The 22,762-nt window shown below is 63.6% G+C and carries 18 protein-coding genes; 13 read left to right on the top strand and 5 right to left on the bottom strand.

The window, feature by feature from the left end; translation table 11 throughout:
• Positions 1–141 precede the first annotated feature (141 nt).
• The 4 genes from moeA to CSQ92_RS14960 form a co-directional block, all read right to left on the bottom strand.
• The gene (gene moeA, locus CSQ92_RS14975) at positions 142–1,989 is read right to left on the bottom strand and encodes a molybdopterin molybdotransferase MoeA (RefSeq protein ID WP_257219220.1); all 1,848 of its coding nucleotides are present in this window, start codon (positions 1,987–1,989) and stop codon (positions 142–144) included.
• 62 nt (positions 1,990–2,051) lie between these two features.
• Positions 2,052–3,173, bottom strand: coding sequence for a GTP 3',8-cyclase MoaA (gene moaA / locus CSQ92_RS14970; protein WP_099394456.1), 1,122 nt, complete (start codon positions 3,171–3,173; stop codon positions 2,052–2,054).
• A gap of 29 nt (positions 3,174–3,202) precedes the next feature.
• Entirely contained in the window at positions 3,203–4,540 is a 1,338-nt protein-coding gene (gene chrA / locus CSQ92_RS14965; protein WP_099394455.1) for a chromate efflux transporter, read from the bottom strand.
• Positions 4,541–4,632: 92 nt separating this feature from the next.
• Entirely contained in the window at positions 4,633–7,800 is a 3,168-nt protein-coding gene (locus CSQ92_RS14960) for an Rne/Rng family ribonuclease (protein WP_099394454.1), read from the bottom strand.
• 686 nt (positions 7,801–8,486) lie between these two features.
• Here CSQ92_RS14960 and CSQ92_RS14950 point away from each other — a divergent pair.
• From CSQ92_RS14950 to CSQ92_RS14935, 4 genes are all read left to right on the top strand, one after another.
• Positions 8,487–9,482: an RluA family pseudouridine synthase gene (locus CSQ92_RS14950; protein ID WP_034785281.1), complete on the top strand. Its 996-nt coding sequence runs from the start codon at positions 8,487–8,489 to the stop codon at positions 9,480–9,482.
• An 88-nt stretch (positions 9,483–9,570) separates the two neighbouring features.
• Positions 9,571–10,230, top strand: coding sequence for an HAD-IIIA family hydrolase (locus CSQ92_RS14945; RefSeq protein ID WP_034785432.1), 660 nt, complete (start codon positions 9,571–9,573; stop codon positions 10,228–10,230).
• A complete protein-coding gene (locus CSQ92_RS14940) occupies positions 10,227–10,604 on the top strand; it encodes a Rieske (2Fe-2S) protein (RefSeq protein WP_092608465.1) in 378 nt (125 codons plus the stop codon). Before CSQ92_RS14945 ends, CSQ92_RS14940 begins: the two co-directional genes overlap by 4 nt.
• 39 nt (positions 10,605–10,643) lie before the next feature.
• Positions 10,644–11,645 (top strand): S49 family peptidase, encoded by a 1,002-nt coding sequence (locus tag CSQ92_RS14935; RefSeq protein WP_092608468.1) that lies wholly within the window; start codon positions 10,644–10,646, stop codon positions 11,643–11,645.
• 367 nt (positions 11,646–12,012) lie between these two features.
• Here the strand turns inward: CSQ92_RS14935 and CSQ92_RS14930 are convergent, their stop codons facing one another.
• Positions 12,013–12,372: a hypothetical protein gene (locus CSQ92_RS14930; RefSeq protein WP_099394453.1), complete on the bottom strand. Its 360-nt coding sequence runs from the start codon at positions 12,370–12,372 to the stop codon at positions 12,013–12,015.
• A gap of 256 nt (positions 12,373–12,628) precedes the next feature.
• Here CSQ92_RS14930 and CSQ92_RS14925 point away from each other — a divergent pair, with 256 nt between their 5' ends.
• The 9 genes from CSQ92_RS14925 (at position 12,629) to motD (ending at position 22,716) form a co-directional block, all read left to right on the top strand.
• The gene (locus CSQ92_RS14925) at positions 12,629–13,339 is read left to right on the top strand and encodes a pseudouridine synthase (protein ID WP_099394452.1); all 711 of its coding nucleotides are present in this window, start codon (positions 12,629–12,631) and stop codon (positions 13,337–13,339) included.
• A gap of 87 nt (positions 13,340–13,426) precedes the next feature.
• Positions 13,427–14,425, top strand: coding sequence for a fumarylacetoacetate hydrolase family protein (locus CSQ92_RS14920; RefSeq protein WP_070281305.1), 999 nt, complete (start codon positions 13,427–13,429; stop codon positions 14,423–14,425).
• 259 nt (positions 14,426–14,684) lie between these two features.
• Entirely contained in the window at positions 14,685–15,878 is a 1,194-nt protein-coding gene (gene flhB, locus CSQ92_RS14915) for a flagellar biosynthesis protein FlhB (protein WP_070253718.1), read from the top strand.
• A complete protein-coding gene (gene flhA, locus CSQ92_RS14910) occupies positions 15,875–17,971 on the top strand; it encodes a flagellar biosynthesis protein FlhA (protein ID WP_099394451.1) in 2,097 nt (698 codons plus the stop codon). Before flhB ends, flhA begins: the two co-directional genes overlap by 4 nt.
• A gap of 267 nt (positions 17,972–18,238) precedes the next feature.
• On the top strand, positions 18,239–19,567 hold the full coding sequence (flhF, locus tag CSQ92_RS14905) for a flagellar biosynthesis protein FlhF (RefSeq protein WP_034785293.1): 1,329 nt from the start codon (positions 18,239–18,241) through the stop codon (positions 19,565–19,567).
• On the top strand, positions 19,560–20,423 hold the full coding sequence (locus CSQ92_RS14900; protein WP_034785294.1) for a MinD/ParA family ATP-binding protein: 864 nt from the start codon (positions 19,560–19,562) through the stop codon (positions 20,421–20,423). The genes flhF and CSQ92_RS14900 overlap by 8 nt, the downstream gene beginning before the upstream one ends.
• 45 nt (positions 20,424–20,468) lie before the next feature.
• A complete protein-coding gene (locus tag CSQ92_RS14895; protein WP_010400804.1) occupies positions 20,469–21,200 on the top strand; it encodes an RNA polymerase sigma factor FliA in 732 nt (243 codons plus the stop codon).
• Positions 21,182–21,928, top strand: a complete 747-nt coding sequence (locus CSQ92_RS14890; protein ID WP_034785295.1) for a flagellar motor protein — start codon at positions 21,182–21,184, stop codon at positions 21,926–21,928. Before CSQ92_RS14895 ends, CSQ92_RS14890 begins: the two co-directional genes overlap by 19 nt.
• A gap of 5 nt (positions 21,929–21,933) precedes the next feature.
• The gene (gene motD / locus CSQ92_RS14885; RefSeq protein WP_099394726.1) at positions 21,934–22,716 is read left to right on the top strand and encodes a flagellar motor protein MotD; all 783 of its coding nucleotides are present in this window, start codon (positions 21,934–21,936) and stop codon (positions 22,714–22,716) included.
• The last annotated feature ends 46 nt before the right edge of the window (positions 22,717–22,762 follow it).

Raw genomic sequence — 22,762 nt, 5'->3', positions numbered from 1 at the left:
CTGTGCAGGATAAATTGATTGCGAAAGGGCAATGCGAACGGCCCGCGCAGGGCGGGCCGTTGTGAAGAGGAGGGGGAGACGCAGGTGACGCAGCGTGGAATGCGGCCCGGCCAGCGCGTCAGCCTGGCCGGTGGTAGTACATCAGGTCAATCCATGGAACAGCACGATATCGACCAGGTCGCCGGCCGCCACGTGGCCTTGCGCTTCGTGCAGCACGATCATGCAATTGGCTTGCGTCATCGAGCGCAGGATGCCGGAGCCTTGCGCTCCCGTCACGCGCACGTGCTGGCGCCCGTCCGCGCCCCGTTCGACGATGCCGCGCTGGTATTCCGTGCGGCCCCGTTTCTTGCGGATGGGCGCTTGCGCCGCCACCTGCAGCAGCGGCAGGGCGGATGTGTCCGCGTCGGCGCCCATCAGGCGCAGCAGGGTCGGGCGGGCGAGGAAATAAAACGCCGCCATCACGGCCACGGGGTTGCCGGGCAGGCCCAGCAGCAAGGCCGATTCGCCCTCGCTGGCAATCCGCCCGAAGGCCATGGGGCGGCCCGGGCGCATGTTGATTTGCCAGAAGGCCACTTCACCGAGGCGCGCCAGGATGTCGCGCGTAAAATCGGCCGCGCCGCTGGACACGCCGCCCGACGTAATGATGACGTCGGCCGAGGCGCAGGCGCCGCGCAGGGCCGCTTCCAGCGCTTGCGGATTGTCCTTGACGATACCCATGTCGAGCACTTCGCAGCCGAGGCGGGTCAGCATGCCCAGCAGGGTGTAGCGGTTGCTGTCGTAGATGCAGCCCGCGTCGAGCGGCTCGCCGATCGAGCGCAACTCGTCGCCGGTGGAAAAGAAGGCCACGCGCAGGCGCCGGCGTACGGGCACCGTGGCGATGCCCAGCGAAGCCAGCAGACCCAGCTCGGCCGGTCCGAGTATCTTGCCCTGCAGCAGGGCAGGCTGGCCCTGCATCAAGTCTTCGCCCTTGAAACGGCGGTTGTCGCCGGCGCGGATGCAGTCCGGCGCGAGGGTGATCTGCTGTGCGCTGGCGTGCTGCACCAGTTCCTGCGGCACCACGCTGTCGCAGCCGTCCGGCATGACGGCGCCCGTCATGATGCGCGCGCATTGGCCGCGTCCAATGTTGACCGTGCCGGGACGCCCGGCCAGGATGGTGTCGACCACGGCCAGGGTGACAGCAGTGTCGCCACCAAGGTCGGCGCCGTGCAGGGCGTAGCCATCCATGGCGGAATTGTCGTGCGCGGGCACGCTGATGGGCGAGATGATGTCGGCCGCCAGGATGCGCTCGAACGCTTGCGGCAGCGGCAGTTCCTCGATCTCGGCGACAGGCGCGACGGTGTCGGCCAGGATGGCTTGCGCCATCGGCACGGACAGGCCCTGCGCCTGCAGGGCCGCCAGCTCGTCCGGGGTATTGATGTTGCCGAACGCGCTATTGTTCTCGAAGAGCACCTCGGCCAGTTTCAAGGGGCCATGCCAGGTTCGCATGCGGCGCTCTCCGCCGCGCAGGTACGCATCGAGCTGGGGCAGGGCGGAAGTCTTGACGAGACAGAAGACGGGGTGCGGGCGGCGCACCGTCTGACCCGTCGCGGGATCGATGTCCTCGGTGACGGCGATGGCCAGGTCCGCATTGTGCTCGGCCAGGCCGGCGGCCAGGCGCGCCGCCAGGTCGGGCGGCAGCAATGGCGAGTCGCACGGCACGGTGAGCAGATAGGGGGCGGTGGCATGCTGCATGCCGCTGTGCAAGCCTGCCAGCGGACCGAGCTGGCCGGGTAGCGCGTCCGGCCACACGGGCAGGCCGAAGCGCGCGTAATCTCCGGCATCCGCATGGACACTGATGGCCAGCTGGCCCACTTGCGGCGCCAGGCGCTGCAGCACGTGGCTGACCAGGGGCTGGCCATGCAGGGGTAGCATGCCCTTGTCGCGCTGGCCCATGCGCGTGCCGAGGCCGCCGGCCAGGATCAGGCCGGTAATGTCGTGTTGATTGATCATGAGAGGCGAAAATGTGGATGCATACGCCATGGTAGCAGCGGCAGGCGTGCGCCGCTCCCGATTCAGCCGCCGATGTACGACATTTCCACTTTCTTTTTACCGTGCTCAAGTGCGCCGCCCGTCAAATCCGTCTGGCTGGTGCGCAATTGCGAATAGCGGTCGCCGCGGCCGCGCCATAGCTGCGCCACGGCCGAGGAAATTTCCGCATCGCTGTGGCCGCCGCGCAGCAGGCTGCGCAAGTCGTGGCCGCTGCTGGCGAACAGGCACGTGTACAGCTTGCCTTCGGTCGAGAGGCGGGCGCGGCTGCAGTCGGCGCAGAACGCTTGCGTGACGCTGGAAATGAGGCCGATCTCGCCGCTGCCATCGGCATAGCGCCAGCGCGCCGCCGTTTCGCCCGTGTAGTTCGGGTTGATGGGCAGCAAGGGCATCTGCGCGCCGATACGGCGCACGACTTCTGCCGAAGGGATGACTTCCTGCAAGTTCCAGCCGTTCGAGGCGCCCACGTCCATGTATTCGATGAAGCGCAGGATATATGGCGTACCCTTGAAGTGGCGCGCCATGGGCACGATTTCCTGCTCGTTCATGCCGGCCTTGACGACCATGTTGATCTTGATGGGGCCGAGTCCTGCCTGGTGCGCCGCATCGATGCCGTGCAGCACGTCGGCCACGGCAAAGTCCACATCGTTCATGCGCTTGAAGGTGGCGTCGTCGAGCGAATCGAGCGACACGGTGACCCGGTTCAGGCCCGCATCCTTGAGCGCCAGCGCCTTTCTTGCCAGCAAGGAACCATTGGTCGTCAGGGTCAGGTCCAGCGGCTGGCCCGACGGCGTGCGCAGTTCGGCCAGCATGGCGACGAGCTTTTCGATATTCTTGCGCAGCAGCGGTTCGCCGCCCGTCAGGCGGATCTTTTCCACGCCGTGCGCGACGAACAGGCGCGCGATGCGCGTGATTTCCTCGAACGACAGCAAATCCGTGTGCGGCAGATACACGTGGTTCTTGTCGAACACGTCCTTCGGCATGCAATACACGCAACGGAAATTGCAGCGGTCGGTAATCGAGATGCGCAAGTCGTGCAGGGGCCGGCCCAGGCTGTCGGCCACGTTGCCGCTGGGGCTTTCCAGCTGCGCAGGGATCGCCGGTGCCCCGTTGCGGGCTTCGGCGAGGTAGATAATCTTGTCAGCCATGAAAGGTGATACCACTTACGTTGAGTCGTTCAAGGCAGATACGATAGCACGAGGCCGAAGATGGCACAGGCGAGCAGCAATTTGATGGTGCCCACTTGAAACCTGATCAGCGCCACGCCGGCCGCCAGCGCGATGAACATCGCCAGCCAGTCCCAGTGCGGCAGCGGGTTTTCTTGCCAGAAGACATGGCGGCCAAAGAACAGGGCCAGGCTGGCGATGACGCCCACCACGGCTGCCGAGATGGCCGTCAGGGGCGCGCTCAGGCGCAAATTGCCGCGCGATGCTTCCACCAGCGGCGCACCGGCCAGGATGAAGATGAACGAGGGCAGGAAGGTAAACCAGCTGGCGACGAGCGCGCCGCACACGCCCGCCAGCCACAGCTGCTCCCCTGTCACGGCATGGCTCCAGCCGCCGACAAAACCGATGAAGGCGACGATCATGATCAGGGGGCCGGGCGTCGTTTCGCCCAGCGCCAGGCCATTCATCATTTGCGCGCTGGTGATCCAGTGGTAGTGGTCGGCGGCGCCCTGCACCAGATACGGCAGCACGGCATACGCGCCGCCAAACGTGAGCAGGGCCGCCTTGCTGAAAAACACGCCCATCTGCGCCAGAGGCTGGTCCACGCCGCCCGCCAGGGCCAGGCCCAGCCAGGCGAGGAAGGCCAGGGCCAGGCCCAGCGCACAGGTGGCCAGCAGGCGCGGCCAGCTGAAGCGCGCGTGCTCCGGCGTGGGCGTGTCGTCATCGATGAGGGCGGCGCCGTAGCGGCCTGCGCCGACATGTTGCGTGCCGCCCAGATGAAAGTGGCCCGGCAGCCAGCGTCCGCCCGCCATGCCCAGCAGGGCGGCGGCGAGCACGATCAGCGGAAATGGCAGCTGTAGCACGGCGATGGCGACAAATGCGCCCGCCGCGATGGCGATCAGGCCGGGGCTGCGCAAGGTGCGCCGGCCCAGACGCCAGGCGGCCGCCAGCACGATGGCGACGACGGCCGGCTTGATGCCGTACAGGACGCCGGCGATGGCGCCCACATGGCCGTACGCCATGTAGAGCCAGGACAGCACGATCAGCACCAGCAGCGAGGGCAGCAAGAACAGCAGGCCCGCCACCAGGGCGCCGCGCGTGCGGTGCATCAGCCAGCCAATGTAGATGGCCAGCTGGGTCGCTTCCGGCCCCGGCAGCAGCATGCAGTAGTTGAGGGCGTGCAGGAAGCGCTGCTCGGAAATCCAGCGCCGCTTTTCCACCAGCTCCGCATGCATCATGGCGATTTGCCCGGCCGGGCCGCCAAAACTGACGCAGCCGAGCTTGAGCCAGTAGCGGAAGGCGCTGCGCAGGCTGACGGGGGCGGGAGCTTGATTGGCGTTCTCGTGCATGGCGGGCGGATGGCTGGCAAAGAAGTGGACGTAAAAAAGGGGAAGCCTGAGCTTCCCCTTTCATCATTGGCGGCTGGGCGAACCCGGCGCGCTTATGGACGTTGCGTGTTGACCTGGATCAACGGCTCATCCGATTGCGGCGGCAATGGCTTGCGTTCGCGCGGCTTGCGCACGGGAGCAACTGCCTTGGCAGCGGCTTCCTGCGCCAGGCGCAGTTTTTCCGGATCGGTGGCAGCCAGGGTCAGGCCGGCCGAACCGAGCACTGCGCTCAAGTCCAGCGGCGCGGCGACTGGCGCAGCAGGAGCCGGTGCAGGAGCAGGAGCAGTCACAGGAGCAGGAGCAGCCACAGGAGCTGGCGCCGGAGCCGGTGCAGGAACAGGGGCGGGAGCCACTTCGGCAACCACCGGGGCCGCTTCCACCACGGCCGGTGCCGCTTCGGCGACTGGCGCCTCTTCAGCCACGGCGACGGTTTCCACGACAGCAACCGTTTCCACGACTGGCGCCGCTTCGACGATGACTTCCGCTGGAACTGGCGCTTGCGCCGGTGCAGCTTCCGCTTTCTCGGCAAAGCTGTACTCGGCAGCTGGTACTGGTTCGGCAGCGGCTGGTTCAGCTTGTGCTGCAGCCGCTTCCACAGGGGCTGGCGCTACGATCGCTTCAGCGGCTGGTGCGGCTTCTTCGACCTTGGCGATGTCCGCGACCTTGGCGATTTCGACCACTTCGACCACTTCAGCCACGACGGCAGGAGCGGTTTCGGCAGCAGCTTCCACTGGCGCAGCGACGGCGACGACAGCGGCGGCAGCCACGACGGCTACTGGAGCGGCATCGGCGGCAGCATCTGGCGCCGGAGCAACCGTGAAGCTGATTACCGGTGCATCCTGGCCTTCGTTTTCACCGTTTGCCGATTCGATCAGCTCGCCCGTTTCGCGGTCGCGGCGGTTGCGGTTGCGGCCACCACGACGGCGGCGGCGGCGCGGTTCTTCGCCTTCCACGTCGTTTTCCGTCTCTTCGCCTTCAGGACCGGCATTGGCCGGCGCTTTCAGCAGGTTCGCCGGTGCGGCGTCGGATTCCGGGCCGTTGGACGGCACGATGACATTCACTGCGCTGGCGGTAGCGCCAACCAGTGCCAGCTCTTCAGCTTTCACTTCAGCAGCAACAGCCTTGTCGGCGCGCGGTTCGCGGCCTTCGCGTGGCTGGCGTGGCGGACGTTCGGCACGTTCCGGACGTTCTGCGCGTTCCGGACGCTCGGCGCGCTCAGGACGTTCGCCGCGTTCGCGTGGCACTGCCGTTGCATCGCCGCCTTCGCGGGCTTCACGCGGTTCGCGTGGCGGACGCGGCGGGCGTGGCGGACGTGCCGCTTTTTCCAGTGCTTCCGCTGCTGCATCGTCCTGGGCTGGACGGCCCTGGCCCGGTTCGCGTTCTTCGCGGCCAGGCTTGCCGTTGCGGCCACGGCCACGCGGGCCACGGCTGTTGCGGTCGCCGCGGTCGGCGCCGGCCGGCTTGGCTGGTGCGACAGGGGCGGGTGCCGGTGCCACCGGTGCCGGGGCGCCGGTGAAGAAGCTGATGATCTTGGCGATCAGGCCCTGTGGTGCGGCAGGCGCGGCCACGGGAGCCGGTTTCGCTTCGACGGGCTTGCGCTCGACCAGCGGTGCCGGCTGGTCAGGGGTGATCGTCTTGACGACGGCTTCCTGGCGCGGCTTGGCTTCTTCCTTCTGGCGCTTGCTGTAAGCCATGTCGGTTTCAGCGCTTTCAGCCAGGTTGTAGCTGGCCTGGCTGTCTTCCAGACGCGGATCGTCGTGCTTGATGCGTTCCAGCTTGTAGTGCGGCGTTTCCAGATGCTTGTTCGGAATCAGGATCACGGCGATGCGGTGGCGGTTCTCGATTTTCAGTACTTCGCCGCGCTTTTCGTTCAGCAGGAAGGCGCCCACGTCCACGGGCACCTGCACGTGGATGGTGGCCGAGTTTTCCTTCATCGCCTCTTCCTGGATGATGCGCAGCACCTGCAGGGCGGACGACTCCGTATCGCGGATGTGGCCGGTGCCGGAGCAGCGCGGGCACGTCACGTGCGAGCCTTCGGACAGCGAAGGGCGCAGGCGCTGGCGCGACAGTTCCATCAGGCCGAAGCGGGAAATCTTGCCCATTTGTACACGGGCACGGTCATGGTGCAGCGCATCTTTCAGGCGCTGTTCCACTTCGCGCTGATTCTTTGCCACTTCCATGTCGATGAAGTCGATGACGATCAGGCCGCCCAAGTCGCGCAGACGCAGCTGGCGGGCCACTTCTTCGGCCGCTTCGCAGTTGGTGTTGAAGGCGGTCGTCTCGATGTCCGAGCCGCGCGTGGCGCGGGCCGAGTTGACGTCGACGGAGACCAGTGCTTCCGTGTGGTCGATCACGATGGCGCCGCCCGATGGCAACGGCACGGTGCGGCTGTACGCCGTTTCGATCTGGTGTTCGATCTGGAAGCGCGAGAACAGCGGCACGTCGTCGCTGTAGCGTTTTACGCGGTGCACCATGTCGGGCATCACGTGGCTCATGAACTGGTGCGCCTGGTCGTAGATCTCGTCGGTGTCGATCAGGATCTCGCCGATGTCGGGCTGGAAGTAGTCGCGGATGGCGCGGATGACGAGCGACGATTCCTGGTAGATCAGGAAAGCGCCGTTGGCCGACTTGCCGGCGCCTTCGATGGCGCGCCACAGTTGCATCAGGTAATTCAAGTCCCATTGCAGTTCATCGACGTTGCGGCCGATGCCGGCGGTGCGGGCAATGACGGACATGCCAGCAGGCAAGTCCAGTTTATCCATGGTTTCGCGCAATTCCTGGCGCTCTTCACCTTCCACGCGGCGCGATACGCCACCGCCACGCGGGTTGTTCGGCATCAGGACCAGGTAACGGCCGGCCAGCGAGACGAACGAGGTCAGGGCGGCGCCTTTGTTGCCGCGCTCTTCCTTTTCCACCTGGACCATGATTTCCTGGCCTTCGCGCAGCGCTTCCTTGACGGAAGCGTTACGCACGTCCACGCCTTCACGGAAGTACGTGCGGGCAACTTCCTTGAAAGGCAGGAAGCCGTGGCGGTCTTCGCCATAGCTGACGAAGCACGCTTCGAGCGATGGCTCGATGCGCGTGATCACGCCCTTGTAGATGTTGGATTTGCGCTGTTCGCGCCCAGCTGTCTCGATATCGATGTCGATCAGTTTTTGTCCGTCGACAATCGCTACGCGCAGTTCTTCTTGCTGCGTGGCATTAAACAACATGCGTTTCATTTTTATAACTCCGCGACCCGTAGGCCATCTCAAAGCCGCTTCCGGGGAAGCGGCGAAGTACAGGGATATATGCGAGAACGGGAGTGCTGGCGGGGGAAATGCCTAGGCGTGCGGAGCAACAACGCGTACGAGGTATACGTTACGGCCGCAACAGGCGCGGTGAGGTCGATCGTCATGCCGAGTGCACAGGACACTTGCAACTCATCTGAAGCAGCCCGGATGTCGGGGGCAGAGAATGCAAGTGGTCAGCAAATTCAGAGCCAAATCGTAAGCCGGCTCATTACAGGGATCGCGATGGCGAGGCTTGGCCTCAGCCTATTCATCGACAACCCTCAGTATTGTGGCCGCATACGGGGTTTGGCGAAAACGGCAAGCGTTATCAACTTCATCAACCCGCGAGCCCGACTCGATAAGTCGCGCTAACGGGTACTTATCCTTATAATCCAATACACTCACTTCAGCATCTCCACGCGTTATCCGATTACAACTACGGTGCAACCTTGATTCGCGCAGGGATGGTGCATATACATTTTTTTCCACCGAATTTGCAATTTGGCGAGGCCGGTGGAGACGCCCCTGTGTAAAATGTGCTTTTATTCTTACACTCGCAGCAGCCAGGGCCGCAGCAAAAACAATTATATATTCAAAATGAAGGACTTAGAGAGATTTCTGGGAAGACATAGTAAATGAAGAGTCAAAATGATGTTGTTCCCCCTTCAACACCCCCGGTTCAGCCGCAAGCCCAATTCGTAACGATCGCCGAGGAAGAGGCAGGCCAGCGCATCGACAACTACTTATTAAGAGTGTGCAAGGGAGTGCCTAAAAGCCACATCTACCGGATCTTGCGATCGGGAGAAGTGCGGGTTAATAAAGGCCGTATCGATCAGCTGTACCGTCTCGCCGCTGGCGACGTGGTGCGCATTCCCCCCGTGCGCGTGGCCGAAAAGGCGCCAACGGGCGCGCCGGCCGCCGAATTCAAGATCATCTTTGAAGATGCGCAGCTGCTCGTCATCGACAAGCCGGCCGGCGTGGCCGTGCACGGCGGCTCGGGCGTGTCGTTCGGCGTGATCGAGCAATTGCGCGCTTCGCGCCCCGACGCCAAGTTCCTGGAACTGGTGCACCGCCTGGACCGCGACACGTCCGGACTGCTGTTGCTGGCAAAGAAGCGCTCGGCGTTGACGAACTTGCACGAGCAGATGCGCGATGGCGTCACGGACAAGCGCTACCTGGTGCTGGTGGCCGGCGACTGGAAGAATGCGCGCCAGCATATCAAGTTGCCGCTGCATAAATATACGACGGCCGAAGGCGAGCGCCGGGTGGCCGTGCAGGCCGATGGCCTGGCGTCGCACACGGTGTTTTCACTGTTGCATAAATATCACAACTTCGCCTTGCTGGAAGCGGAATTGAAGACGGGACGCACGCACCAGATCCGCGTGCACCTGTCTTCGTCCGGTTTCCCCATCGCCGGCGACGATAAATATGGCGACTTTGCCCTCAACCGTGCCCTGTTGAAAGCCGACAGCACGCGCGGCGCCCTGAAACGCATGTTCCTGCACGCGCACCAGATCACGTTTACGCATCCGGAAACGGGCAAGACGATGACCCTGAACGCGCCGCTGGCTGCCGAATGCGAGCGTTTCTTGGTAAGCTTGGGCAAACCATTGGCCGTTGCCGCACGATAAATAAGCACCGTGCGCGTGACACTACTCACAAGGTAGTCAGTCGCCGTCATTCACTATCAAGGAGCCGGCGGCTATGCCGTCGGGAAACATGGCAAGAAAGCAATTTGATCTGATCGTCTTCGATTGGGACGGTACGCTGATAGACAGTACCTCGACCATCGTCAAGTGCATCCAGGCTTCGGCCAAAGACTTGGGCTTGCCAATTCCCACCGAGTTGCTCGCTTCGCATGTGATCGGCCTGGGCTTGCAGGAAGCCATGCAGCTGGTGATGCCCGACGTGGAGCCGAAATACCATGCGCGCATGGCCGAGCGCTACCGCTATCACTACCTGTCGCGCGACCATGAGCTAGCCCTGTTTCCGGGCGTCTACGAAATGCTGCAGGAACTGTCGCAGCAGGCGTATTTCCTGGCGGTGGCCACGGGCAAGAGCCGTGTCGGCCTGAACCGCTCCTTGAATGCCGTCAAGCTGCTGTCCCTGTTCGATGCGACGCGTTGCGCCGACGAAACCTTTTCCAAGCCCCATCCGGCCATGCTGCAGGAACTGACGCGCGAACTGGGGCAGGATATGCGCCGCACCGTGATGATCGGCGACACCAGTCATGATTTGTTGATGGCAAGCAATGCCGGCGCGGCCAGTATTGCCGTAGAGTATGGAGCGCATCCGGTGGAGCAGTTGCAAGCTTGCCATCCCCTGTATTCGGCCGCCACGGTGGCCGACCTGCATCAATGGCTGAGCGAGCACGCATGATGAACGATGTTGTCGATGTATTCATTTGCGCCGCCGACGCCGTGGCCGATGGCGGCAAGGGCGTGCGCTTTCCCGTCTCGGCCGGTGGCGAAGCGACCACCGGTTTTGTCGTGCGCCACGGCGGCAAGGCGTATGGCTACCTGAACCGCTGCGCCCACGTGCCGATCGAACTGGACTGGGCCGAGGGCGAGTTTTTCGAGTCCAGCGGCTTGTACCTGATGTGTTCGACGCATGGCGCCATCTATGTGCCGGAAAGCGGCCTGTGCGCGGGCGGCCCCTGCAAGGGCGGGCGCTTGCGTCCGATTGCCGTGGCCGAGCGCGATGGCCAGCTGTACTGGCAACCCGACGAATATGTCCAGCCACTGCCGGCCTGAGGCCGGGACGGGCTTTCTGTAATTTAAGCAAAGTGAACCATGAGCGATAACACGAATGACAAGCTGGCCAGCAGCGCGCCAGCCGCCGGCCACGGCGCCCCTGCGGGACATTGGGAGCGCGACGTGCTGGAAAAGCTGGTATTTGCCACTTTGCAAGAGCAACGCGCACACCGCCGCTGGAGCATCTTTTTCAAGGTCTTCAGCCTGCTGATCGTGCTGTTCGCCCTGTGGGTGTTTTATGACTACAACACGGCCGACGACAGCGAAACCCTGGGCCGCCACACGGCCCTGATCGACATCAGCGGCGCCATCGAGTCCGAAGGCAGCGGCTCGGCCGCCGTCGTCATCCCCGCGCTGGACAAGGCATTTTCCGATGCCGGTTCCGTGGCCGTGGTGCTGCATATTAATAGTCCGGGCGGCAGTCCCGTGCAGGCCGGCATGATCGTCGACGAGATGCAGCGCCTGCGCAAGGGCTATCCGGACAAGCCTTTATATGTGGTGGTCGATGAAATGTGTGCCTCGGGTGGCTATTACATCGCCGCCGCCGCCGACCGCATCTACGTCAACAAGGCCAGCGTGGTCGGTTCCATCGGCGTGCTGATGGATGGCTTCGGCTTCACTGGCGTGATGGAAAAAGTCGGCGTCGAGCGCCGCTTGCTGACGGCGGGCGAGAACAAGGGCTTCATGGACCCGTTCAGCCCACTGACGGAAAAACACAAGGCGTATGCGCAGAGCATGCTCAATGAAATCCACCAGCAATTCATCGACGTCGTGCGCACGGGACGGGGCAAGCGCCTGAAGGAAACGGCCGATACCTTCTCCGGCCTGTACTGGACGGGCGCGAAAGCCGTGGAAATGGGCCTGGCCGACGATTTCGGCACGGTCGACAGCGTGGCGCGCGATATCGTCAAGGCGGAAGACATTGTCGACTACACGCAGCATGAAGGCTTGCCGGAACGGGTGCTCAAAAAGTTTGGCGCCGCCATGGGCGCGGGCGCCATGAAGGCGGCCGTGCAGCAGTCACAACCGACGTTGCGCTGAGGACATCACTCTTGGCTAGCAGGCAAGCCAATCGAGAATGATTTTCAATAAGGTGGTAAATTGGCTTGAAAACGGGGCTGCTTGGGCTATAGTGAAAGCGTAGTTCTTTTCAAGGAGGGGCGATATATCAACTATGTTGTCAGTACTAACTTGATTGGCAGGTCTTGGAACTACTCGCCGCATCGCAGATGTGGTTTTGAGTGAATTTACATTCCTCACTAAAGTCCCGATGGGGCTTGGGAACGGCGGCGCAATGCCGCCGTTTCCTTTTGTGTGTGCTGGATGGGCCGGTGTCGGCGGATGCGTCTGGGTGCGCTGGCAAGGCAGGCATGCGAGGGCAGGGCATGGCTGGTCGGACGGGCCGCGCTCAGACGGCGCAGCCGTTGCAGTGCGCTGGCAGGGGCTGCCTGGCTGCCGCAGCGCCGGCGCTGGCGTTGGTATCGGACGGGGTGTCCGCCATGGCAGGCGCGGCCACGCTGTCGGTTTCCGCATCCGCGTGCGCAAAACCACCCAGTTCCAGCCAGCACATGAAATGGCATTGCGCCTCGGCATGCCAGTGCGTCTGGCTGGCTGGCGATGGTGGCGCGTCCGCATCCTGCGGCGCAGATGTGCTGCTCCAGCGTGCCACGCCGAGTCTGACTTTGTGCATGGCCGCCTGTTCCGCAGCGATGCGCTGGCGCATGTCGGCGATGCTGCCTTGTAAGGCGATGGTATCGGTATGCTTCATACAATGTCCTTGTGGGTCGTTGCCTGGTTATTATTCCTAAAGCTCGTTAGGCGGATTCCTACCGAAGTTTCAGTCTATCAATGCGATATTCCGAGCGCTTGATATTTCTCAAAGGAATCAACCATTTCTCGCCAAATCTCACCTTGTGCTTTTTGGTATTTCTGCGTGTGCCATGGTTTCATGCTGCCTGGACCGCCGCGCGGGTGCCAGGTGCCGCCGCTTCACGCTGCCAGCCGCTTCTGGTAAAGTCACGCCCATGAGTAAATTATCCCTAGACCGCATCCTGCAATCGCAGGGTTTTGGCACCCGTAAATATTGTCGTTCCCTCATCGAGGATGGCGATGTCGTCATCGATGGCGTCACCCAGACCAATTACCGCACCACCGTCGAGACCGAAGGCCTGGTGCTGCATGTGTTCGAAGAAGAGTGGGTGTTCCGCGCGCACCTGTACCTGGCGCTGAACAAGCCTGCCAATTTCGAATGCTCGCGCAAGCCCAGTCATCACCCTGGCGTGTTGACCTTGCTGCCGGAGCAATTCACCTGGCGCGAAGTCCAGCCCGTCGGCCGGCTCGACCACGATACGACCGGTATGCTGCTGATGTCCGACGATGGCCCGTTTATCCATGCACAATCGTCGCCGAAGCGCCACGTTCCCAAGATTTACCAGGCCACTACGCAAGAACCCGTAACGGATGAACTGGTGGCCCTGCTATTGGCTGGCGTGCAATTGCACGACGAACCGGCCCCGCTGGCGGCCCTCGTCTGCGTCAAGCGGGGCGAGCACCAGCTGGAAATCGTGCTGGAACAGGGCAAGTACCACCAGGTCAAGCGCATGCTGGCCGCCGCCGGCAACCATTGCAGCGCGCTGCACCGTTCCGCCATCGGCAGCCTGACCCTGGAATCGCTGGGCATCGCCGAAGGCGAGTGGTGCTACCTGACGCCCGAGCAGATCGCGCTCCTGGCCTAGTCCCCTCCTGACCGCCAAAGCCGGGGATATCCCGGCTTTTTGGCGTCTTTAGCCTCCATTGCCTGCATTTGACGAAGTTTCCCGCCCATGAAATTAGCAACACTGAAGGATGGCACGCGCGACGGCCAGCTGGCTGTCGTCTCGCGCGACCTGAAAACGGCCCATCTGGCCGATGGCATTGCCCCGACCCTGCAAAAGGCGCTCGACGACTGGAGTTTCATCGCGCCCCAGCTCGATTTGCTGTACCAGACCATCAATAGCGGCCGCGGCCATCGCGCCTTCGAATTCGACCCCGCCAACTGCATGGCGCCCTTGCCGCGCAGCAGCCTGCGCGTGGCCGGCGCCTCCTACCTGCCGCAGATCGAGCGGGCCTGCAAGGCCGCAGGCCGCGAGGCACCGGCCAACTTGCGCGACGCACCGCGCATGTACCAGGGTGCCAGCGACGATTTCCTCGGTGCCCACGACGAGATCATCCTGGCGCACGAGCAGTGGGGCATCGATTACGAGGCAGGCATCGCCGCCATCACGGACGACGTGGCCATGGGCTCCACGCCCGACCAGGCGCACCTGAACATCAAGCTGTTGATGCTGGTCAACGACATCACCCTGCGCAACTTGGTGCCGGACGAGCAGGCGAGTGGTTATGGTTTCCTGCAAGCGAAACCGGCCATGGCCTGCTCTCCTGTCGCCATCACGCCTGACGAGCTGGGCGATGCCTGGCGCGGCGGCAAGGTGCATCACGCCCTGCGCTGCAGCCTGAATGGCAAGTTGACGGGCCAACCCCACGCGGGCGCCGACATGGCGTTCAATTACCCGCAATTGCTCGCCCATCTGTGCCAGACGCGCAACGCGCGCGCCGGCAGCGTGGTCAGCGCGGGCGGGGTCGCCAACAAGGAAGTCAAGAAGGGGTTTTCCAGTATCGTTGAGCGACGTAACCAGGAGATGATCGCCGATGGCGTCGCCAGCACGCCATTTTTGTTGTTTGGTGATGTTGTTCGATTGGAGATGCTGGGCGATGACGGCAAGTCCTTGTTTGGCGCCATCGAGCAGACCGTCAAGCAGGCCGAGGCGAGAAAAAGCCGTTAGGAGCCCCGAGAAAATGGCCATGACTGCGTTGCAACCCCTCGCCGTACTGTTCGTACTGTCTTCGGGGCTGCGCCTTGCCCTGACCATTTTTCGGTCTCCTTTGAAGTTGGCGCCTGCGGCTGTTTCATTTAGGCAAAGGAAAAGCAGGGGATTCGCCCTCCTTTTCCCTTGATGGCGTTGCGGTAATTGAACCGATAATGCCACATGCCCAGTCCGTATTGCGCCTAGCCAGGCCGCAGGACTTCACCGGAGTTGATTGATGTCGGAAGACAGCGACGCAGAAAAGACCGAAGCCGCGTCACCGAAGCGCCTCGAGCAGGCGCGTGAGGAAGGCGACGTTCCGCGATCGCGTGAAGTGGCAACGTTCACTGTGCTGATGGCGTCCGGCTGCTGCCTGTGGTTTGCCGGCGACGCCATCGTGCGGCGGCTGACGGCCGTCATGGTGTCCGGGCTGACCCTGGACCGGGAGCAGATACTCAATCCCGATGCGATGATGCTGCGCATCGGCTACGACGTGGGCTCCGTCTTGCTGACTTGCCTGCCGTACGCGCTGGCCATCATGCTCGTCGCCCTAGCCTCGCCCGTGCTGGTGGGCGGCTGGCTGTTCAGTTCCAAGGCGTTCACCCCCAATTTTGGCAAGCTCAACCCGATTCGCGGCCTGGGCAATATGTTTTCGAAGAATGCGCTGGTGGAGTTGCTCAAGGCCATCGCCAAGACCCTCGTCGTCGGCGTCGTCGCCTGGATGGTGATGCAGCATCAAAAGGATGCCGTGCTGGGCTTGTCGGTGGAATCCTTGCGCGCCGGCTCGGCTCATCTGATCAGTTTGCTGATCACGGCCTTTTTGCTGATCGTCGGCGCGCTGGGCTTGATTGCCGCCATCGACGGTCCGTACCAGATGTGGCACTACGCTAACAAGATGAAAATGTCCTTGCAGGAAGTCAAGCAAGAGTCGAAGGAATCGGACGGCAATCCGCAGATCAAGGCGAAGATACGCCAGATGCAGCATGAAATGTCGCGCCGCCGCATGATGGCCGATGTACCGACGGCCGACGTGGTGGTGACCAATCCTACCCACTACGCGGTGGCCTTGAAGTATGGCGAGAATTCGCGCGGCGCGCCGCAGGTGGTGGCCAAGGGCATCGACGAGGTGGCGGCGAAGATCCGCGAACTGGCCGGCGAACACAAGGTTGCCATCCTGGAAGCGCCGGCCCTGGCGCGAGCGCTATATAAGCACACGGATATCGGCGACGAAATTCCCGAGGCGCTGTATGGCGCCGTGGCCGAAGTGCTGGCTTACGTGTTCCAGCTGCGCAGCTATGGCAAGGGTCAGGGCGAGCGTCCCGACAAGCCGAAGAAGCTCGATGTGCCGCCCGAGCTCGACCCGCAGAACCCCGCATCGCAGACACCGCCCGCAGCAGGCGCGGCAGACAATAATAAAGGAAGTACACCATGAACGGCCTGAGAATGCCAGCCTGGCTCAGTGGAATGGGCAACAACGCCAGCAAGGGCATCGCCGCGCCGGTCATCATCATCATGCTGCTGGCGATGATGGTGCTGCCGCTGCCGGCCTTCATCCTCGACATCTTCTTCAGTTTCAATATCGCGCTGTCGATCATCGTGCTGCTGACGGCGCTGTACACGGTCAAGCCGCTCGACTTCATGGCATTCCCGACCATCCTGCTCGTGTCGACCATGCTGCGCCTGTCGCTGAACGTGGCGTCCACGCGCGTGGTGCTGACGGAGGGCCATACGGGCGCCGACGCGGCCGGTAAAGTGATCGAGGCGTTCGGTCACTTCTTGATCGGCGGCAACTACACGGTCGGTATCGTCGTGTTTATCATTTTGACGATCATCAACTTTACCGTGGTGACCAAGGGCGCGGGGCGTATCGCCGAGGTGGGCGCCCGCTTCGCGCTGGACGCCATGCCTGGTAAACAGATGGCCATCGATGCCGACCTGAACGCGGGCCTGATCGGCGAAGACGAAGCGCGCCGCCGCCGCACGGAAGTGGCGCAGGAAGCGGAATTCTATGGCGCCATGGACGGTGCCAGCAAATACGTGCGCGGCGACGCCATCGCCGGCATCATGGTCACCGTCATCAATATCGTCGGCGGCTTGCTGGTGGGTTTGCTGCAGCACGACATGGGCTTTGCCGATGCGCTCAAGAACTACACATTGCTGGCCATCGGTGACGGCCTGGTGGCGCAGATTCCTTCGCTGATCATTTCCACGGCGGCCGGTATCGTCGTCTCGCGCGTGGCCAGCGAACAGGACATCGGCACTCAGCTGGTGGGGCAATTGTTTGCGAAACCGCAGGTGCTCTATATTACCGCCGCCATCATCGGCGGCATGGGCCTCATTCCCGGCATGCCGAACATGGTCTTCATCCTGCTGGCGTCATTGCTGGCCGGCTCCGCCTATCTGATCAGCAAGAAGCGCACGCAGGAAAAGGCGGCGGCCGAAAAGCCGGCCGAAGTGCCGCAAGCGACCGTGGCGCCCGAGCAGGAAGAAGCCAGCTGGCAAGACATCATGCCCGTCGATACCCTGGGCCTGGAAGTGGGCTACCGTTTGATTCCCCTGGTCGACAAGACGCAGGGCGGGGAATTGCTCAAACGCATCAAGGGCATCCGCAAGAAATTTGCCCAGGAAGTGGGTTTCCTGGCGCCGCCCGTGCATATCCGCGACAACCTGGAATTGAAGCCGTCCGCCTATCGCATCACCCTCAAGGGCGTGGAAGTGGGCGTGGGCGAAGCGTTCAACGGCCAGTTCCTGGCGATTAATCCCGGCATGGCCAGCGGCACCTTGCCGGGCCTGGCCACGAACGACCCCGCCTTCGGCTTGCCCGCCACCTGGATCGACGCGAGCTTGCGCGACCAGGCCCAATCGATGGGCTACACGGTGGTCGACGCAGGCACCGTGGTGGCCACGCACCTGAACCACCTGATCACCTCGCACGCTTCCGAGCTGCTGGGCCGCGCGGAAGTGCAATCGCTGCTCGACCACCTGGGCAAGGAGTCGCCGCGCCTGGTGGAAGACCTGGTGCCGAAGATGCTGTCCCTGTCGACCTTGCAGAAGGTGTTGCAGAACTTGCTGGCCGAAGGCGTGCACATCCGCGACATGCGCACCATCATCGAAACCCTGGCCGAGCATACGGTCAGCACGCAAGACCCGAACGACCTGACGGCGCTGGTGCGCGTAGCCCTGGGCCGCGCCATCGTGCAGCAACTGTTCCCCGGCGCGGCCGAACTGTCCGTGATGACCCTCGACAGCCGCCTGGAACGGCTGCTGATGCAGGCGATGGGCAATGGCGGCGACGGCGCCGGCATCGAGCCGGGCCTGGCCGACACCATCGCGCATCAGGCGGGCCTGGCCGCGCAGCAGCAGGAAGCGCTGGGCCTGACGCCGGTGCTGCTGGTGCCGGCGCCGCTGCGCGCCTTGCTGTCGCGCTTCCTGCGCCGCGCCTTGCCGCAGCTTAAAGTGCTGTCGCATGCGGAAGTGCCGGAAACCAAAACGATCCGCGTCACGGCGCTGGTGGGGGCGCAGTAGTTGGCAGCATTAGTACCGGGGTCAGACCCGCCGGGTCTGGCCCCAGCCCTTGCCTTTGGTCAAATAAACATCAATTTCCTCTCGGCAAACTGAATAACGGGTACTTTCCCGCCCTGTTCCTTCGATCGTTTCCTGCAAGCATCGCTAATAATGGAAACTGTCCGGGTGATCTGTGTCCATGTGGAAGACAGCACTCAAGCAACAGGAGTCGATGATGGTCACACAGTTCAGCCAATATTGCGCCACCCCCGCCTTGGGAGGCCGGTCATGAATGTGAAGAAATTTACGGGCGCCTCGTCGCGCGATGCGCTGCGCAAGGTGCGTGAAGCGCTGGGCCCCGATGCCGTGATCTTGTCGAACCGCCAGGCCGATGGCGTGGTGGAAATCCTCGCGCTGGCCAATGACGATGCCGCTTCGCTGGCGTCGCCGCCGGCCGCTTCCGAAATGGCCCAGCCCCGTCCCCAGTTGCAGACCCAGTTCGCCACGCCGCAGCGTCCGGCCGCCCCGGCCCAGCGCCCGGCTGCGCCGCGTCCCGCCGCGCCCCGCCAGGCTGCGTCCGAGCCAGTGGACATGGCCCGCATGCAGCAGATGATGGCCAGCGCGCTGGCGCACGTCAAAGAGAACGCCGCCGCCGAGATGAGCGGCATGATGAATGAAATCCGCGCCATGCGCGGCATGATGGAAACCCAGCTGGCGGAAATCTCGTGGGGTTCGACGCAGCAGCGCGAGCCGCAAAAAGCCGTCGTGCTGCGCGAAATGCTGGCCGCCGGCTTCTCGGCCAGCCTGGCGCGCTACCTGATCGACAAGCTGCCGGCCGGCCTCGATGGCGCGCAAAGCATGCGCTGGATCAAGACCGTCCTCAGCCGCAACCTGAATACGGTGGCCAATGAAGACGCCATGCTGGAGCAGGGCGGCGTGTTTGCCCTGGTGGGCCCGACCGGCGTCGGCAAGACCACCAGCACGGCCAAGCTGGCGGCCCGCTGCGTGATGCGCCACGGCCCGGAAAAGCTGGCCCTGATCACCACCGATGCCTACCGTATCGGCGCGCACGAACAGCTGCGCATTTACGGCAAGATCCTCGGCGTGATGGTGCATTCCGTGAAGGACGAGGCGGACTTGCGCATCGCCCTGAAGGAATTGAAGAACAAGCACACGGTGCTGATCGATACGGTGGGCGTGAGCCAGCGCGACCAGATGGTCACGGAACAGGTGGCCATGCTGTCGGGCGCCGGCGCCGATGTGAAACGCCTGCTGTGCCTGAACTCCACGGCCACGCAGGAAACGTTGAACGAAGTGGTGCGCGCCTACCAGGGCAGCGGCCTGGCCGGCTGCATCATGACCAAGCTCGATGAAGCGGCCTCGATCGGCAACGTGCTCGACGTGGTGATCCGCCAGAAGCTGAACCTGTTTTATGTGTCGAACGGCCAGCGCGTGCCGGAAGACCTGTACCTGGCCGACCGCGGCTACCTGATCGACCGCGCCTTCAAGCTCAAGCGCGATGCGGCGGCCACGCAGTTTTCCGATGCCGAACTGCCGCTCCTGATGGCGCAGGCGGCCGCCCGCAATAATGAAGCGCGCGGGGTGCACCTTGGCTAATTTCGATTTCGACCAGGCCGAAGGCTTGCGCCGCATGCTGGCCGGCCCGCAGCCGCGCGTCATGACGTTCCTCTCGGCCACGCCGCAGGACGACAAGGGCGCCATGCTGGTCAATCTGGGCGCGTCGCTCGTCTATGGCGGCAATGACGTGCTGCTGCTCGACGCCAGCGGCGGCAGCGATGGCGTGGCGGCGCGCCTGGGACTGGCGCACGGCGCCAGCCTGCGCGACGTGGCGCGCCAGCAGTGCGGCTTGAACCAAGTCATCCACCAGGTGCCGCAAGGCTTTGGCGTGGCCAGCCTGGGTGCGCGCAACCATTTGATGGACAGCATGGACTATGCGGGCGAGGACGAACTGCGCCGCCTGGGCAAGACGTTCGAGGTGCTGGCGCGCCAGAGCGGCATCGTGCTGGTCGACGGCGTCGTGGCAGACGAGGGCGATTGCTTCCCCGTGCCGCTGATGGCGTCGTCCGATATCGTCGTGCAAGTCTCGACCAGCGCCACCTCGATCAAGGCGGCGTACTGCCTGATCAAGCGCCTGAGCCAGGAGCTGGGACGCCGTCCGTTCGGCATTCTCGTCACCGGCGCTTCCGAATCCGAGGCAAAAGTGGTATACGATAATATGGCGCAGGCGGCGAGCCGCTACCTGGCAGTGAAGCTGACTTCGATGGGTTCGGTGCCTGCCGACGAGTATCTGCACCGCGCGGCGCGGCTGGGCCGCAGCGTGGTCGATGCGTTTCCGCTGGCGGGCGCGTCGGTGGCGTTTCGCGGACTGGCCGAGCGGCTGGCCCGTTCGGCGGCGCCGGTGCTTGGCGGCACCTTGTACCAGACGGGGAGCCCGCACCAGTTCAGCGCCTGAATCGAACCGTAGCACCAGATAAGATGAGAAAACAATAAGCAGCCTATGTACACGGTCAAAGGGAAATCGAACAAGGACTATTTGCTGACGGAGCACATTCCGCTGGTGAAGCGTCTGGCGCACCATATGAAGGCGAAATTGCCGCCTTCGGTCGAGGTCGATGACCTGATCCAGGCCGGGATGATCGGCCTGCTCGATGCCATTAGCCGCTATGAAGAGACGCATGGCGCGCAGTTCGAGACGTATGCCGTGCTGCGCATCCGCGGCGCCATGCTCGACGAATTGCGCACCAGCGACTGGCTGCCGCGCAGCATGCGCCAGAACATGCGCAAGATCGAAGAGGCGATGAGCACCTTGCAGCAGCGCCTCGGCCATCCGCCGACGGAGTCGGAAGTGGCAAAGCTGCTGAAAATGTCGCTGGCCGACTACCAGGAAATGCTGGGCGACGGCGGCGGCCACCAGCTCGTGTACTACGAAGACTTTCATGACCCGGACGGCAATGACAGCTTCCTCGACCGCCACTGCGTGGACGAAGACAGCGACCCCTTGCGTTCCCTGCTCGATACCGATTTCCGGCAATCCGTGATCGATGCCATCGACGCGCTGCCACCACGCGAGAAAATACTCATGGGCCTGTATTACGAAGAAGAGCTGAACCTGAAGGAGATCGGCGCGGTGATGGGCGTGTCGGAATCGCGCGTCTCGCAGCTGCATACCCAGGCCGTCGCGCGCCTGCGCGCAACCTTGAGGGAGCAGGCGTGGACTGGTCCAGCGTAATCGGGCTGGCGCTGGCGCTGGCGGGCCTTTTGGTCGGCCAGGCACTGGAAGGCGGCAAGATGGCCTCCCTGCTGCAACCGGCCGCCTTTGCCATCGTTGTCATCGGCACCTTCGGCGCCGTGCTGCTGCAAACGCGGCTGCGCACCTTCGTGCGCGGCCTGGAAATGCTGCGCTGGGTCTTCCTGCCACCGGCCGACACGCGTGCCGCGCTGGCGCGCGACATCGGGCAGTGGAGCCTGACGGCGCGGCGCGACGGCCCGCTGGCGCTCGAGCGCCTGATGGAAAACACGGCCGACCGCTTCAACGCCAAGGGCTTGAGGATGATCGTCGACGGCATCGCGCCCGACAAGCTGCGCCAGCTGCTCGACGTGGAAATCTCCGCCTACGAAATGGCCGAACGCCAGGCCGTCAAGGTGTGGGAATCGGCGGCCGGTTATTCGCCCACCATCGGCATCCTGGGCGCCGTGCTGGGCCTGATCCACGTGATGGAAAACCTCACCGATCCGAGCAAGCTGGGCGGCGGCATCGCTGTGGCGTTTGTCTCTACCATCTATGGCGTCGGCCTGGCCAACCTGCTGTTCCTGCCGGTGGCGAATAAACTCAAGGCCATCGTTTCGCGCCGCGTGCTGCAATACGAAATCACGGCCGCCGTGCTGTACGACATCGCCACGGGCGACCATACGCGCATCATCGAAGAGCGCGTTTCCAGCCTCTTGCACGAGCACTGACCATGATGCGGCGCGCGCGCAGGAAGTATGACGAGGAACCGGACAACCAGGACCGCTGGCTGATCTCGTATGCCGACTTCATCACCCTGCTGTTCGCCTTCTTCGTTGTCATGTACGCGATTTCGCAAGTCAACGAAGGCAAATACCGCGTCTTCCAGAATGCCATCGGCCAGGCCTTCAGCCTGGAAAAGGGCGCGCCGCCCATCATCATGGAAGCGCCGCAGGCAATCCCATTGCCGAACCCGGCCCTGAAACGCCGCACGGAAGCCATCCGCCGCGAGCGCGAACACATGACGCGCCTGGCGCAGGACCTGACCTCCACCCTGGCGCCGCTGGTGAAGGAAGGCAAGGTGCGGGTCACGCAGACGAGCCGCGGCGTGAGCGTGGAAATCAATGCCAGCGTGCTGTTCGACCCGGGCGCGGCGCGCCTGACGGTGGAATCGGACCAGGCCCTGCGCGCCGTCGCCGTGCTGCTCAAGGACGATACGCACGACGTGCAGGTGGAAGGGCATACGGACGTGCAGCCGATCAGTAATTCCAACTTTGCCTCGAACTGGGAATTGTCGGCCGCGCGCGCCAGCGCCGTGGTGCGCCTGTTCATCGCCAGCGGCGTCAAGGCGTCGCGCCTGACGGCCGTCGGCCACGCCGACAACATCCCCGTGGCGCCGAACGAAACGGCGGAAGGGCGCGCGCGCAACCGCCGGGTCGCCGTGACGATTTTGTCGGGCATCCCCGAAACGGTGACGGAAGTGCCGACGGCGCCGGTGGCGCCTGCGCCGGCCAACTGACGCTCGTCAACTGCGGACCGCCGCTTGGTACAATCGCGCTTTCTTC

The sequence above is a fragment of the Janthinobacterium sp. BJB446 genome, from assembly GCF_002735655.1.
GTDB classification, from domain to species: Bacteria; Pseudomonadota; Gammaproteobacteria; order Burkholderiales; family Burkholderiaceae_D; genus Janthinobacterium; species Janthinobacterium lividum.
Note: the sequence above shows the minus strand (reverse complement) of the source record. Positions and strands in the feature narration are given on the sequence as shown.